Source organism: Mycobacterium branderi, assembly GCF_010728725.1.
In the GTDB taxonomy this organism is placed as follows: Bacteria; Actinomycetota; Actinomycetes; order Mycobacteriales; family Mycobacteriaceae; genus Mycobacterium; species Mycobacterium branderi.
On the sequence record NZ_AP022606.1, the window covers coordinates 24254 to 38643 of the forward strand.

General features: G+C 67.1%; 10 protein-coding genes. All 10 read right to left on the minus strand.

The features are described from left to right. Window positions 1-51: 51 nt before the first annotated feature. The 10 genes from G6N47_RS30020 to G6N47_RS00285 all read right to left on the minus strand — a co-directional run bounded on the left by G6N47_RS30020 (window position 52) and on the right by G6N47_RS00285 (window position 14320). Window positions 52-1176 (minus strand): glycine-rich domain-containing protein, encoded by a 1125-nt coding sequence (locus G6N47_RS30020; protein WP_163659482.1) that lies wholly within the window; start codon window positions 1174-1176, stop codon window positions 52-54. Beyond that, window positions 1173-3539 (minus strand): glycine-rich domain-containing protein, encoded by a 2367-nt coding sequence (locus G6N47_RS00250; protein WP_083129673.1) that lies wholly within the window; start codon window positions 3537-3539, stop codon window positions 1173-1175. Before G6N47_RS00250 ends, G6N47_RS30020 begins: the two co-directional genes overlap by 4 nt. Beyond that, window positions 3536-4639 carry a hypothetical protein gene (locus G6N47_RS00255; RefSeq protein WP_139799286.1) on the minus strand — a complete coding sequence of 368 codons (1104 nt, stop codon included), beginning with the start codon at window positions 4637-4639 and terminating at the stop codon, window positions 3536-3538. The genes G6N47_RS00250 and G6N47_RS00255 overlap by 4 nt, the downstream gene beginning before the upstream one ends. 14 nt (window positions 4640-4653) lie before the next feature. Then, entirely contained in the window at window positions 4654-4791 is a 138-nt protein-coding gene (locus G6N47_RS29455; protein WP_157139268.1) for a hypothetical protein, read from the minus strand. Then, entirely contained in the window at window positions 4742-6403 is a 1662-nt protein-coding gene (locus G6N47_RS29460) for a Gp37-like protein (RefSeq protein ID WP_232080081.1), read from the minus strand. The genes G6N47_RS29455 and G6N47_RS29460 overlap by 50 nt, the downstream gene beginning before the upstream one ends. Further along, the gene (locus G6N47_RS00265; RefSeq protein WP_003921259.1) at window positions 6400-7488 is read right to left on the minus strand and encodes a hypothetical protein; all 1089 of its coding nucleotides are present in this window, start codon (window positions 7486-7488) and stop codon (window positions 6400-6402) included. The genes G6N47_RS29460 and G6N47_RS00265 overlap by 4 nt, the downstream gene beginning before the upstream one ends. Next, the gene (locus tag G6N47_RS30025) at window positions 7485-12263 is read right to left on the minus strand and encodes a phage tail tape measure protein (RefSeq protein WP_083129678.1); all 4779 of its coding nucleotides are present in this window, start codon (window positions 12261-12263) and stop codon (window positions 7485-7487) included. The genes G6N47_RS00265 and G6N47_RS30025 overlap by 4 nt, the downstream gene beginning before the upstream one ends. A 3-nt stretch (window positions 12264-12266) precedes the next feature. Then, window positions 12267-12656 carry a hypothetical protein gene (locus G6N47_RS00275; RefSeq protein ID WP_083129679.1) on the minus strand — a complete coding sequence of 130 codons (390 nt, stop codon included), beginning with the start codon at window positions 12654-12656 and terminating at the stop codon, window positions 12267-12269. Window positions 12657-12711: 55 nt separating this feature from the next. Continuing rightward, on the minus strand, window positions 12712-13191 hold the full coding sequence (locus G6N47_RS00280; protein ID WP_099539500.1) for a hypothetical protein: 480 nt from the start codon (window positions 13189-13191) through the stop codon (window positions 12712-12714). 88 nt (window positions 13192-13279) lie between these two features. Continuing rightward, entirely contained in the window at window positions 13280-14320 is a 1041-nt protein-coding gene (locus G6N47_RS00285; protein WP_083129681.1) for a hypothetical protein, read from the minus strand. Window positions 14321-14390: the final 70 nt, after the last annotated feature.

The following is a 14390-nucleotide window of genomic DNA, read 5'->3' on the forward strand; positions in this document are numbered from 1 at the left end:
GCGGACGTGTTGTGCGGGAGGGGTTTTCGTTTGAGAGCCGCTGTCAGCGGGCTAGTTCCATTCGATGAGCGTGTAGCCGCCGCCGCCGGAGCCACCGGCGTACCAATTGGCGCCGACGCCGCCACCGCCGCCGCCACCGCCGCCGCCGTACAGGCCGCCGTTACCGCCGGTGCCGTTGCAGCCGCCGCCGCCGCCTGCGCCTCCGTTACCGGCGGCCGCGTTGGCTGGTGTCGCGCCGCTGCTACTGCTGCCCGAACCGCCGGTCACGGTCTTCGAGCTGCCGCCATTGCCGCCAGAGCCGAAGGCGCCCTCGCCGCCACCGCCACCACCGCAGCCGACGTTGTTGGTGGTGTCGCTGGTTCCGGCGCCTCCGTAAGTGGTGCTGCCCGAGCCGCCGGCGGTTCCGGTGTGTGTGGTCGCAGAAACCCCGGTCGCCGACGATGTGCCGCCAGCGCCGGCAGTGCCGCCGGTTGAGCCGCCGTGGCCGCCCCCGGCCGACAGCGCGACGCCGCCCGAGGTGAACGTCGACGCGGTGCCGTTGCCACCTGACGACGCCCCTCCGGCACCCACTCCGACCGAGTACGTGGAGCCCAGGGCAGCGACAGGGATCCATACCCGATCGATACGGCCGCCGCCACCACCGCCACCGCCGCCGCCGGACAGGCCGCCGTTACCGCCTGCACCGCCGCCGCCGATCAGCGTCACGTAGCAGCCTTTGGTGCCGGCCGGGACGGGCTGGTTGGTGCGCGCAGTGTTGGTCTCGTTGAACGGCGTGAACGACGAGACGGTCGCGGTGGGCGCCGGCATGGAGGCGGCCGCGGCCATCGCTGGGGCGGCGAGGTTGACGCCGCTCGATACCGCCGGTGCGGGCATGGAGGCGGCCGCCGACATCGCGGGTGGTGTGATCGTGCCGCTCGTTGAGAGGGCCGGCGCAGGCATGGTTGCGGTGGCGGCCATCGCCGGGGCCGGCACGATGACCCCCACCGTGGGTGCGGGCATCGTTGCGACGGCCTGCATTCCGGGAACCACCATCATGATGGAGTCCTGAATGCTGGGCGCGGGCATCTTCGCGATCGCCGACATGGCCGGGACGGTGACTGCTGCGTCGATCACCGGCCACCAGCCCGTCGACGAGGGCGGTGCAGACCAAACACTGTCCCCGAACGGCAGCGTCATGACTGGTACGCCCTAATCCATGCTTGGCCATCAGCGCCCGCGCCGCCGAACGAATACGGCGCCGCACCGCCGCCACCACCCCCGGGCGCGCTGCCGGCGAAGCTTTCGTTCGCCGTGCCCCCGCCGTAATAGATGACGCCGTTGTAGGTTTCGTTTCCGGGTGAGGCGCCGTATTGACTGGTTGGGATGCCCGATCCCCCTGCGCCGCCGGGACAGGTCAGTGTGTGCTGGGTGCCGCCAGGGTCGGTCCACTGGAATGTGGTCGCGGTGCCTGGAAGTCCGGCGGTGAAGTATTGAATCTGCTGCGGCCCACCGGCACCCACGGTGACGGTGATCGTGCCGCCGGGCGCAATATCGGTTCCGACAACCAGGGTTCCCACGTTCCAGCTGCCGGCCGAACCGCCCTGCCCTCCGCTGTAGCCTTGCTCGCCCTGGCCGGCGCCGCCGCCGCCGACGCCGGCAAGGTCGAGCTTGTTGCCCGCAACCATCCAAGGCGGCAGCGTGAAGGTGTATTGGCCGGCCGCGGTGTAGGTGCTCGTTACGGGTGGCTGGTAGTTCGGCGGTATGTTGCTCACCCCGAGCCCGACGTATGGGGTGTTGCCGGTGTAGGTGATGCCGCTCGATAGCGCGGTGGGCCCGCTGGATCCGGTGTTGCGGGTGAAGCCGGTCTGTTTCGTGTTCGCGCTCGGGTGGTTGGTTTGCCAAGATTGGCCCAGCCCGGCGATGTACACGGTGCCGGAGCCGACGACCTGGTATTCGACCAGGATGACATCGCCTGGGTTGACCGGGATTTCGTCTGCGTAGGGGAAGGTGTAGACGTTCCACTGCCCGGTCGTCGACAGGTTGGTGTGCAGGTCGCCGGAGCTGAACAGCGGCGTGATGTTGCCGGAGCTGTCCATCTTGGCGAAGTTCAGGTAGAACGCTGTGACGGTGCCGGAGTAGTAGCCCCACCACTGGTGAAAGCCGAGGGTTTTCGCCTGGCTGGCGCGCAGAAAGCCGCCGGCCGACGCGGATTGGGTCGCCGTCACCGTCGAGGGAGCCGAACCGGAGCCCAGCGATTGCAGGCTCATGTTGGACTCGACGGTTTCCTCAAGGCCGGCCGAGACCGCCCGGTTGTCCTGAATGCCGAGCGTGTTGGTGGCGTTCTGCGCCAACGTCATCGCGTTGACGGTGACGTGCGCGGTGCTCTGCACCGCCTGCGTCACCGTCGACAGCGGGTTGCCGCTGCTCGACACCCCCGACAGATTGAGCGCGTTCGCCAGTGTGGTGGCGAGGTTGTCCCACGTGTTTTGGATCGTCGAGCCGATGTCTTCGATGCCCTGAATCCCGTTGATGGCGGACGCGGGAACGCCGGACAGCAGATTCGAGGGGATCGTGTTGACCTTCTTCACCGAGCCGTCGTCGAACCACACCTGCCCCGCAGTCGCAATCGCGTCCACCAGGGGGCGCAGAAAGACCGTGTCAACGCTGCCGTCAATCGGGACGGTGAAGGTTTGCGAAAGCTGCTGCCACACCGACTGGCTCGCTGGCGGGTTGGTGAACTCGGCCAGCACGACCGATGACACGCGTTGCGGCACCTGCATACCGGCGAACTTGTACTGCAGCACCTCCAGCCGGATTGGGTTGGTTCCGGTGTAGACGAGACCGGCCCACTTCGCCCAGATCGACATGGCGAGCTGCTCGCCGGGCGTGACCGGGATCGGGTTGCCGACATCGGAGTAGAGGTATGCGCCGTCGGGTTGGATCAGCAGCGAACCGGGGTTGGTGCGCCCGGTGGTGCCGTCCCAGGTGATCTGCGGGGCGCGCGCCGACACCGACGCCGCGGTGTCGAAGCCGGGCGCCCACAGCAGTTCGGGGTTGATGTCGACGATGTGCGCGCCCGCGAGCACAACACCGGTTGCGGGGCGCAGCTGGCCGGCGATGTTCAATCCGGGGATGGCCTGCAGCGCGTTAGCGAAGTCCCCGAACGGGTTTCCGGTCGACAAGCCTTGCAGCGAGTTGACCAGCTGGTTGATCGCGTCTTTGCCTTGCGACAGGATCTGCGACACCGGGTTGTTGGTGCCGGAGCCGCCGAACAACTGGACCACGTTGTCGATGGCCTGCTGCACATCGGTTGCGGCGCCGTTGATGTCGGACTGCAAGGTGTTCGACCACGACGACAGCTGCGCGAGCACACCGCTGAGGTTTTGGCCGGTGACCACGCCGATCAACGCTTGGACAACCCAGCGCAGGAATCCCAGGACGAGCTGTTGGCCGATGGCCTCGATCTGCTGCGGCGTGAACGCCGGTGTGTTGAGGCTCGAGCCGGGCGCGTAGTGGACGCTTGGGTTGGGTGTCGTCCATGAGGGGGCCGGGTTGGTCATGACGCGACGGGTATAGCCCAGACGGTGAAGCGGCAGCGGCCGGTCGAATACTCGTCGTTGGTCGACGCCTGATCCTCGGCGTTGAGGAAGATCGTCGCCTCAGTGTTGGCTGGCACCTTCCCGTAACCGCTGGCGAACAGGCCGGTGCCCTCGGGGCCGATCACCGGCGGCGGCGGCGTCGCGCCCAACGTGCCGAAGCCGCGGCCGATCTCGGTGCCCGTCTGGGTGTTGTTGCCCGTGGCGTTCAGCCGCGCAACCAAATCAACCTGCGTGTTAGCGGTGCCGGAGACTTCGCAGGACGCGAACACGATCGGCACATATGCGGTCGGGCGCCCCTGGATCGTCAGTGTCTCGAGCGTGCGGATCTCCCCGGCGGACGGCCCGGTTGTCGGGATGCCGGTCACGTTGTACACGGCCGCGAAGGGGATCGGCTGCCATTGCGCCTTGGTGTTGGTGGCGTCGTAGCCGATCATGTAGCCCGCCAGCGGTGTGCCCTCAAGGTCGACGGGCTGCGGGTTGATCAGCGTGTTGGGCGCGGGCGCGCCCGGCTGGCCTTGCGGGATACCGAAAGCCAGCGCGTAGTGCGACGATTGGCCCGGGCCACCAGGCGACAGCGGAGTAATCTCCACCGTCGCCGGGGAGCCGGGCGAGAGCGTGGCAGCCGACGCTGAATCGAACAGCGCGGGCTCGCCCGGGGGCCCGTCGAACACCGGCGGCACGTTCACCACAGCCCCGTTGGGCCCGAACACGCACACCGCGGTTTGTGTTTCACCGGGGTTGAGGCCGCCCGGGAACAGGGTTGGCCCGTTGTAGAGCGCCGCACCGGCCGGGTATCCCTCCGGGTTGAATGTCCACTCCCCCACCGGGTAGCTCACGCCGCTGGCGGTAATGTCATAGTCAACCAGCAGCACCGCGCCGCTCGCGGGCGCGTTGGTGAACGTCAGCGTCGACGCGGCCGACTCGGTGTAATCGACGCCGAGGTGCAGCCGCTCGCCGTTCTCGTAAACCCGCGTGCTGCCAGTCACATACGGCTGGCTTGTCGCGAACACCTTGTTGGTGCCATTCACCGCACCAGAGGGTGTCTCACCGTAGATGCTCAACGTATTTCAGCTCCTTAGCTGTTCGGGGGGGCCAGCAGCGCGAGCATGGCGTCTTCTTCGAGGCCGACGATCTTGCGCTGAATGATCGTCATCGGGGCCTCTTCACGCCTGCCGTCGCCGACCTGGACGTCGATGCGGCCGCGCACCTGCACGTTGTCGGTGACCTTGATCTCGTCGAGATAATCCGTGTAGAGGGTGTTGCGGCGGATGATCGACGCCAGCGTGGCCGGGAAAACGTCTTTCCCTAAGCGCCAGGGCATTCCGTTGTAGAACGTGAACTGCGCGGCCGGGTAACCGGCCGTGTCCCACGACGCGGATATGGCGGCAAAGAGGGTGTCGATGTCGTAGGTCGACTGCGTCGGGAAGAACCGCTCCGGAAACCCATACGGACCGAGTTGCACACGGCGGTCGAAGAATTCGAACAGTTCGAACGCCAGGAAGGCGTTGTCCAGGATGCCATCCAGCAGCGTGTTCGAGATGCCGGTAATGCCGATCGTCATCATCAGCAGATCGACCAGCCACTCCAAGGTGGCGTTCATAGCGTCGTTGAGTCAGGTTTGCCCTCGGGCTTGTCCCCCCTCGGTTTCCCAAGGGGGGACAAGCCCACTGGGGCGATCGTCCCCCGAGGATGATTTGCCAGCACACCGGGTGGTGGTGGGCGATGTCCATCGACACGATGCCCGAGTCGTCGACGTCGGCGTTGAACACCACCCACGGCGGGTTGAAGTTCACACCCAACGTCGGTGCGATCTCAATGTTGGAGCCGGGCGGCACGTACTCGTTGTTCGGATTCAGGAACGGCGCCAGCGCGTTACCGAGCAGGCCGCCCTCCAGGTCCACCAGGTCTCGCACCGCGCCGTCTACGATCGTGCCCGTGGGGCCCGTAACCCCTTGGTAGTCCTTGAGATTGAAGCACATCGTGGCGACCTGCAGATCCCACAACAAGCCTTCGGGTTGCGGGTCGCCAGGCAGCCACAAATCCATCGACGCGTACAGGCCGTTGTCGGCGAGCTGCTGGCGCATCAGTTTCCAGCAGGTGTCCATGCGGCCGTGAATCGCGATCCACGGCGACGTGTCGGTGAGCGGGTCGGTTGGCACCACACACACCGGGGTGGTGACCATCTGCATCAAATCCGTCAGCGACAAGTCCTGCTGCATCAGCAGCGTGCCGAACCAGGTGCGCCAATCGAGATCAAGTGAGCCGAGGGTGTTGAACAGCTCCCACAACCCCAGCTGCAGGCGCATGCAGTTTTCGGCCACAAGGGTTTTGAATACCGTGATGGCGGGGCCGATCAGGATCGCCTCGGACGGCTGAATTTCGATGGGCAGAAAAGGCTCTGGCCATGCGGTTATCCGGTCGAGCATGGTCAGGTCGCCGACCAGCTCGCACTCCACCGTCTCGGTGCCGTCTTCGTAGAGTTTGTCGTGGGCGACGTCGACGCGGCCCGACCAGCGCAGCGCACCGTCGGCGATTTCGATCACCACCGGCACTACGGTGGTGTCGCAGGTCAACGCCAGCTGCGCGAACGGGTCGGCGCCTTTGAGTTTCAGCGTGCCGTCCGGCAGCTTCAACCTGGGGAAGGTGCAGGTCATTTCGATGTAGTCGCCGCACTGGCCTTGCGACACGTAGTAGTCGCTGTAGAGGCTGACCGTGATGTCGGTCGGTATCGCCTCATCCGGACGCGCCAGCTGGTAGGCAGCCTGCATCGCCGCAACCGGATCGGAGCCTGTGAGCGCCGCCAGCTGCTCGTTGGGGGCGCTCATTCAGGCCAGACCCTCATCGGTGTCACCGACGCCACCATTTTGCTCGCAGGGGTGCCCCCGGTGATGGAGCAGGCGATGCTGGCCACCTGCGCGTACTCCGGTTGCGTCACACCGGGAATCGGGTTCGTGTAGTTGCCGGTGACCAAAGAATTCAGCGGGCCCTGCGGCGGCAGGATCCCGAACAGCGACTCAAACTGCTGCAGCAGCGGCGGCACATTGTTGCCCGACACGAAGTTCACCAGCGCCTCGATCAACTTCTGCGTCGGCGTGAGGCTGGGCTGCTGCACCGCCCCCGGCGGCGTCAGGTCGACCACCCGCGGCAGCCGGGGAAGCGTGTTGAACTGCACGATCTGGCCGGCTTCGAGCGGCCCGAACGTGATCATGGTCGTCGAGCCGGGCCCGTTGGAGAACGCGAATGTGCCCGGCCCGTAACACAGAATGCTCGGGTAGCCGCCTTCGTCCTGGTCGCCGATGTTGAGCAGCTGCAGCCAGCCCGACCCGGAGCCGGTCCAGCCGTTCTTGCTGCGCGGGAACTGGTCGGTCGATGGCATCCCGAGCCAGAAAGCCAGATCGTTGCGGATCTTGTGCGTGAACTCTTGGTAGAGCACCAGCCGCGGCAGCTTCTGCAGCTGGTCGCTCCACGGCTCACCCCAGCGGGCCGGGAACCACCAATAGCCGCGGTCCAGCGTCCAGTACTCCAGCTTGCCCTGCAGGGTGGGTTTCCACGCGCCGATCCACTCCGAGACGAGCTTCGACATGCCCTGCGGTGTGTTGGCGTGCGCTTCGAGCTGCATCGTCAGGTTGCAGGTGTCGTAGACGGTGCCCGTCCAGGTGACGCCGGGCTGGCGGGCGCCTTTGAGGTCGATGTGCTTGAAACCCGGTGTCAGCCCGGACAATCCGCCCGACAGAATGATGCCGTCCTGGATTCCCGGCCACGGCGCCATCGCGCCGGACAGATAGAACTGCGAGTTGCTGTCCGGGCTGGTGAACCAGATGTTTTGAATGTCGCCGGACAGCAGATCGTCCGCGCCCTGCGGCAACACGATGCTGCTTCCGGTCGCGGCGATGACCGGGTAGGTGGTCATCGCGGCACCCGCATCGGCGCCGGATTCTGCCGCTGCGCGCTGCTCAAGCCGGCGGCCAGGGATTGGTGGAATTCGTCGGCGTTGTTGGCCTGCACCGTCACCGGGCCGTGCAGGTTGAGCTGCGAGCCGATCCGGTCACCGTTGTGGACGTCGTCGCCCCCGGTCGGTGCCAGCGGTGGCTGGGTTTGGCCGGCGCTGTTGGGTTGGGCTGGGCGCACACCGGAGATGCCTTTAAGGATTTTCCCGGGAAGCGTGTTTCCCCAATCGGATAGCGGGCTGTCGGCCGGGATGAGGGTGCCGAGGACGCCTTCGGCGGCGATGCCGCCCAACTGGCCGAGGTAGCCGGCGGTGCGGTTCAAGTCCTGGAAGCCGATGTTCATCGCTGAGGAGACGGCGCCGCCGGCGCCGCCGAAGGTGCCCATGTCGGCGCCCATCGCGGCGGCCTGGGTGGCCGCGCCTTCGAGGCCGCCGATGATGCCGCCGGAGAAACCGAGCCCCGGCGAGGGGGGCAGGTCTTGGCCGGGAAGCCGCTGGGATGCGCCGGGTTTGGCGACACCTTCCGGGGTGTGCGCGGAGCGGTCCTCGGCCGACACTTCGCTGGCCTGGGTGCCTTTGTTGCCCGGGCCCGGCGATTTCGGCGCGCCGACCGGCAAATGAGGCTGCCCGCCTGACTTCTGTTGCGGCGCGGCCGGTGGTTTCGGCGTCGGCGGCGGCGGCTGCGTCGGGTCACCGCCGCCGACCAAATAGACCGCACCACCGTGATTGCGATGCAGGGCATTACGGAACGCATAGACCGCGTCCTGGCCGCCCATCGCGCGCACGTCGTCGGCGTCGAATACGTGCTCGCCGGGGGTGAGCCATGCGGGAATGGTGTCGGTGCCGACCGGGCCGCCCGTAGCGAAACCGGGAGCGCCCAGCAACGAACCTAAGCCCGGGTCCGGTGGCCGGCCCTGGGGTGGCGCGATCGGGGGGGTGAAGATCGGCTGGCCGGGAAGCGTGTTGTACGTCGGGCGCCGGTTCGCCAGCTCGGGGTGCTGGCGCACGAAATCGGCGAAGCCTCCGTCTTGCGGGCCGTTCAAGCCGCGGAAGTGGACCGGCGGCGGGTTGTGGCCGATGTCTGGGCTGCCCGGGTACCAGTCTTTGTAGCTGAATGGGGGCGGCGGGTTGGCGCCGGAGCGGCCCTGGATTCCGGGCCGGCCACCGACGGGGGGGAGCAGCCAATCGCCGGCCGGTGGTGGCGCCGTGTTGGGGTACCAGTCCTTGTAGTTCACCGATTCGTGCGGTGCAGCCGAAGGCGTGCTCGCTGGTGCGGTGGATTGGTCGGCGCTGCTGGCCGCCGTGGGCGCGCTCGAGCCGCTGAAATCACCGCCGGTATACGCGGCTGGTGTGGCCGGCGCTGCGCCGCCGCCGGCCGCGGCGGCTGTCGGCAGTGGTGTGCCGTAGTCGCCGAGGTCGGCGTAACCGCCCGGCGCGCCGAAACCGCTGTCGCCGCTGCGTAGTGCGTTGCCGAGCATCGCGCCCTCGATCGGGCCGATCGCCAGGTCGGCCAGGAAGGTGACGATCCACTCCCCCAGCCCCTTGATGCCGCCGGACAGGCCGAAGCCTTCAGCGAGCGGGGCGCCGAACTGCAGACCGCCTAAACCACCCGCGCCGCCGCTGCGGCTGCTCATGCGGTGGAAGGTGCCCTGTTGTGCTTTGGCGAGGTTGCGTTGCGCGGCAGCCAGTTCGCGTTCGGCGTCGGTGACCTGGTTGTGGGCGCGGTCGCGTTCGGACTGCTTGGCGTTGGTTTTCTGGCTGACCTCGGCCTCGCGCTCTTTGGCTTCGGTGAGCCGCTCCTGGGCCTTCAGGTAGCGGTTGTTGGCGGCGTCGACCTTGGCGGGGCTGGGCGTGTAGTAGCCGGGTTCTCCGCTGGGCCCGACGCCGGGTGTGGATCCGGCCGGGACACCGCCGCTGCCGCCGAAACCGCCGATGCCGCCGCCGAATCCACCGCCGCCGTAGCCTCCGAAGCCGCCGCCGCCGTATCCGGCTGGGCCTTGCAGGTTGCCGATCGGCAGGAACATGTGATGGTCGAACTGTGAGCTCGTCGCGCCCGCGGCGCCGCCGCCGACGAGGAAATTGCCGTGGCTGCCGCCGGATTCGGCGTTCTCTCCATCGGAGAGGGTCATGGCGGCGTGGCCGGCGTTGCCGCCGCCGTGGTCGTACCAGCCCACGCTGATGGCGCCGGGTCCGCCGATTCCGGGCCGGAAACCCAGCGACGCCAGCCACTGACCCATGTTCACCGTCGACGGCAGACTGGATTCGGGCAGTCCGAGGGTGCGGCAGATGACCCGCGCGACCATTCCGGAGCAGTCGTGCCGACTGGCTTGGCTGTAGGGGGTGCCGACCATCGACGCCGCAGCGGCCACGTCGGGACCGATGGCCCCCCCGTATTGGCGGTGCAGCGCGTCACGGAAGGCGTAGACGGCACTGTGGCCGCCCATCGCGTCCACGTCGTCGGCGGTGAGCACGTGTTCGCCGTCGGCGCCCCAAAACAGCGCCGAGTCTTTGCCTTTCGGCCCGGACGCCCGCAGCGGGCCGCCACCGGCGTGGCCGGCGAGCTGGTGGTAGAGCCCTATGCCGCCGCCGACCAGGCCGCCGACGACGCCGCCCACGCCCGTTCCGATGCCGGGCACCACTGAGGCGATCATCGCGCCGGTAGCTGCCCCGGTTGCGGCGTCTGTGCCGACGACTGCGGCTCCATGCAGGAAGCTGTTGCCTTCGGTGGCGTGTTGGAGCGCGTTGCCGCCCAACTGTGCCCCGATACCGAGGGCGCCGAACTTGCCCAGATTCGACAGCGCACCGCCGAGCCGCCCGGCGGCAGCGGTCGCGGCGTCTTCCTCGGCCACCATCGTGCCGAGCGCTCCGACGATCGGCTGCAGGATGCTGCTGACGATGTTGGCCGCCTTGATCGCCAACCATGCACCGCCGAGCGCGCCGAGCGCGTCAATGACTGCGTGCATGATGGCGGGGTGCTGGGCCATCGTGTCGCCGATCGTCTTGGCGATGTTGGCGACATCGGTTGCGACCGGGACGAACACGTTGCCCATCTCGATCGCGGCAGCACTGAACGCGGCCTTCGCGTCACGCATTTTCGCGTTGAGAGTTTCCTGGGATTCGTGGAATCCCTTGACCGTTCCGTCCGCCTCCTGGGTGGTCTCGGCGATCGCTTTGATCTTGCCGTTGACCTCGTCGGTGTGCGCTCCGGTGGTTTGCAGCGCGACCGCGGCGCCGGACATTGTTCCGGTCACTTCGTTGAGTGCCTGGTTCAGCGTCTCCAGGGTCTGCCGGCCGCCGGTTAGCCGCTTGCTGAAGCCTTCGACCTTGTCGTCGAGCGCCTGGTATTGCTTGAGCTGCGTCGCGTCCTGCTCGTTCGACTTACGAACAACCATCTGGTATTCGCGGTGCGCAATTGTGTGGTTGTGCAACGCCTCAGCGGCCTGCCTCGCGGCCGGCGACATCTTGGTCAGCATCTCGTTCATGTCGTTGACCGCTTGCGCGCTCTTGAGCACATCGCCGGTGTTGAGCAGCTTTGTCGACGGGTCTACCTTCTGGGCGAGCGTGTTGTAGAGGTATTGCATCGTGCCCGCCAGGCCGCGCCCGTTCGGTCCGCCGAGCTTCTGCGACACGTCGTCTGCGTCAATCCCCCACTGCTGCATCGCCTGCCGCGCCGGAGCTTGCGCCCCGGACAGGGCGCGCATCGCGTTGTTGATTTGATCCGCGGCCTGATCCGCCGACGTACCAGACTGGGTGATCTGCGCCAGCGTCCCCCACACATCAGCCAATGAGAGGTGCAGTTGGGCGGCGGTCGGCTCAATCGTGTGTAGCGCGCCCGCGAATTCCTGCAAGGGAACCTTGGATTCGCCGACCGCGGTCACCATCTGCGACATGACTTTCGCCGCCTGGTCGGCCGGGACGTGGAAGTCCTGCAGCGACGTCGTCAGCGCGTTGACGACCTCGGGCAGCGGCGCCTGCTCCGCGTTGGCGCCCTGCGCCGCGGCCTGCAACACCTTGAGCCCGTCGGCGGCCGAGTATCCGGCCTTGGTGATGGTGTACATGCCCTCGGACAGCTCACCGGCGCTGTAGCCGACTTGGCCGGCCAGCTTCAGAATGCCGTCGGAGGCGGTTTTCAAGTCCTGTGCTGGAAGGCCGGCCGAGGCATGCAGTTTCGTCATCGCCTGCTGAAAATCGGCCGCCTTCTTCGTGGTGTCGACCATCGCGAAACCAAGCCCGGCCACCGAGGCGACCCCGACCGCGTTGAAAACCTGCCCGGCACGGCTGACCGTGTCGCTGGCCGCGCGGCTCGTGGTCGACAGCTTGGCGGCTGCGCCTTCGGTAGCCACCATCGCGTCGGCGTGGTCGCGCTGGGCTTTCGCTGCGCGGGCGTGCGAGTCGGCGAGCGCGACGTTGGCCGCCGCAGCCTTGCTGCTGTCGGCGCCGTATTTCGCGGTGATCTCACTGAGGCGCTTTTGGGCCACTTCCACTTGGCCCATCGAGCGCATCATCTTCGCCGCGGCCGCTTCTTCGGCCGCCGCGGTGGCGCGGTATTCGTCCTGCAAACCGCGCAGGGAGGCGCGGGCTGCGCTGCCGTCGATGACCGACAGCGCCTTGGACAGCGATCCGCCGAGTCCTCGGCCGATGTCGTCACCGGCTTTGGTGAATATCGCTTTGGCTTCGCGGGCGGCCAACTGGGCGGCGGCTACGTCGAGCCGCGACTTGACGTCGAGGAAAACTGGCACGGCTCACCGCCTTTCATACCCGTAGAGGCCAGAGTGGATATGGCTCTTAGCGCGCTCGCGCAACTGTTCTTCGGCTTTGGCTTTGCGCTCCAGCAGGATCGCGTCCAGCGGCTCGAGCAGCTCGGCGATGTTCGGTTGCGGGCCGCCGCGGTCGGCGCGCAGCGACGCCAGCTCGCGGGTGTTGCGCGCCAACAGCTTCCGGTCGAACGTCCAGTCGACGTAGGTCGCGACCACCTTCACGTCCTTCGGTGGCCGGCCAGCGGCCGGGATCAGCAGCAGACGCTGCTTGCCGCTGATTTCCTCAACGAGCCGGAAGGTTCGCTCGGACGCTTCTTTGAACTTCGACGTCTCGGGGAGCTCGTCAAGCAGCGCCAGCAGCTCGCGGCTGCTCATCTGGCCGTGATGCCACTCCCCGATGCTGCGATGATGGTAGAGGCTTAGTCCCGACTCAATCTGCGTCGGGAACAGCCTCCACAGCTTGATCGCCTCGGTTACTTTTCGGGTCGGCTTTGCGCCGCTCCGCAAGCTCGCGACCCATCTTCTGCCACACCAGATTCACGTCCACAGCGCGACCGCCGGCGGCCTTGAACGCCTCGTAGCGGTCCCCGAAGATCGCCTTCGCCAACTGGATGTTGTAGTTCTCAACCAGCACACCGTTTTTGCGGTTCGGCTCCTTGAGCGCACCGCGGCGGATGAGCTTGCCGTCGTCGTCGAGCTCGTCGTCCTCGCGGTCCCACGACTCGACTTCCAGCTGAAGTTGGTCGTAGCGGGCCAGCTGATCGTCGTCGAGCAGGGACGGGTTCGGGATCTCGAACGCGTCCCCTTTCGGGGTGACGATGCGCTCGCTGGCGGTGAAACCGAGGTAGTCGGCGGCCTGGGCGCGGGCCGCCTCGAACGAGTCGTGCGTGTTGGAGACGTGCTCCTGCATGGCTGAACTTCCTTGCCCTGCGTGGCGTCTGCGCGGCTCACCGCGGCGGCCGGCCACGCAGAAGCGGCCGCCGCGGTGATGTCGTGCGTTAGGAGTCAGTCGACGTGAACGGCGCCGACACCGGGCCGGTCACCGTCGCGTTGCTGCCCGTCGCGGTCACCTGCACCGCGTTGTACTGTGTCGATGCGGTGAGGCTGTCGATCGTCACCGTGGTGAAACCACCGGACACCGAAGGCGTATCGGACACCGTCGCCGGAGCGAAAGCACCGCCCGCGGCCTGCTGGATCGCCACCGAGTACTGCGGCGCCGTGACGTCGATCGGCGTGGGGAACACGATGTTGGCCTTCAGCCCGGTCACCGGAGTGACTGCGGGTACGGCGGTCTCGAAGTTCAGGTTGCCCGCACCCAACCAGGCTGAGCCGGCGCGGCACACCCACATCGTCTGCCGGGTGAACGGGTCGGGCAGCACCTCGTAGGTGAGCTCCGAGGAATCCGGGTTCTTGCGGGCAAGCTCGTTCTTGCCCTTCTTGTCGGTGATGATGCGCGGGAACACGCGCGCCACCAGGTTCGCGTCGGTGTCGATGCCGATCAGCACCAGCGTGCGCTCCCGGGGCGCATCGGTGTTGCCGCGAGCCACACCGTAGCCAGGTGTGCCGAGCGCCGGGATTCCCGTCAGCGGGAGCTCGAACTTCAGGTAGTCGATCAGCGGGTTCGACTCGATCGGCGTGAAGTTCACCTTGTCGTCGAGCTTGGTCAGCACGTTACGCACGGTGCGCACGAACTGCGCCGACGGCGTCTGCTGCAGCGTCTGGTCCGGGGTCCAGTCGGTGGCGTCCTCTTTCAGCAGGCCGAGGTCGTAGAGGTTCACAGCACTGTTCGGTGACGTGACCAACAGATCCTCGCGGATCGAGACGTTGTCGGCCGCGAACGGTGTGAACAGCTGCGCGGGTCCGCTGGCGGTTTGGACGGTGCCGAGCCCGACAGCCGGCGACGCCAGGTTGAACACGCCGGTCGGGTCGTAGTCGCGGATCAACCCGTGGGTGATCTGCCAGTACCGAACATTCAGCGGGTTCAGATCCTGTTCGAGAACTTGCGCCCACGTGCCGCCGGTCGCCGGTAGTCCTGCCATGATGATGTTTCCTCTCGGGTGCGAGAAACAGCGCCGAGCCGGAAATTGGCAAGGCGCACAGTGGGTTTGC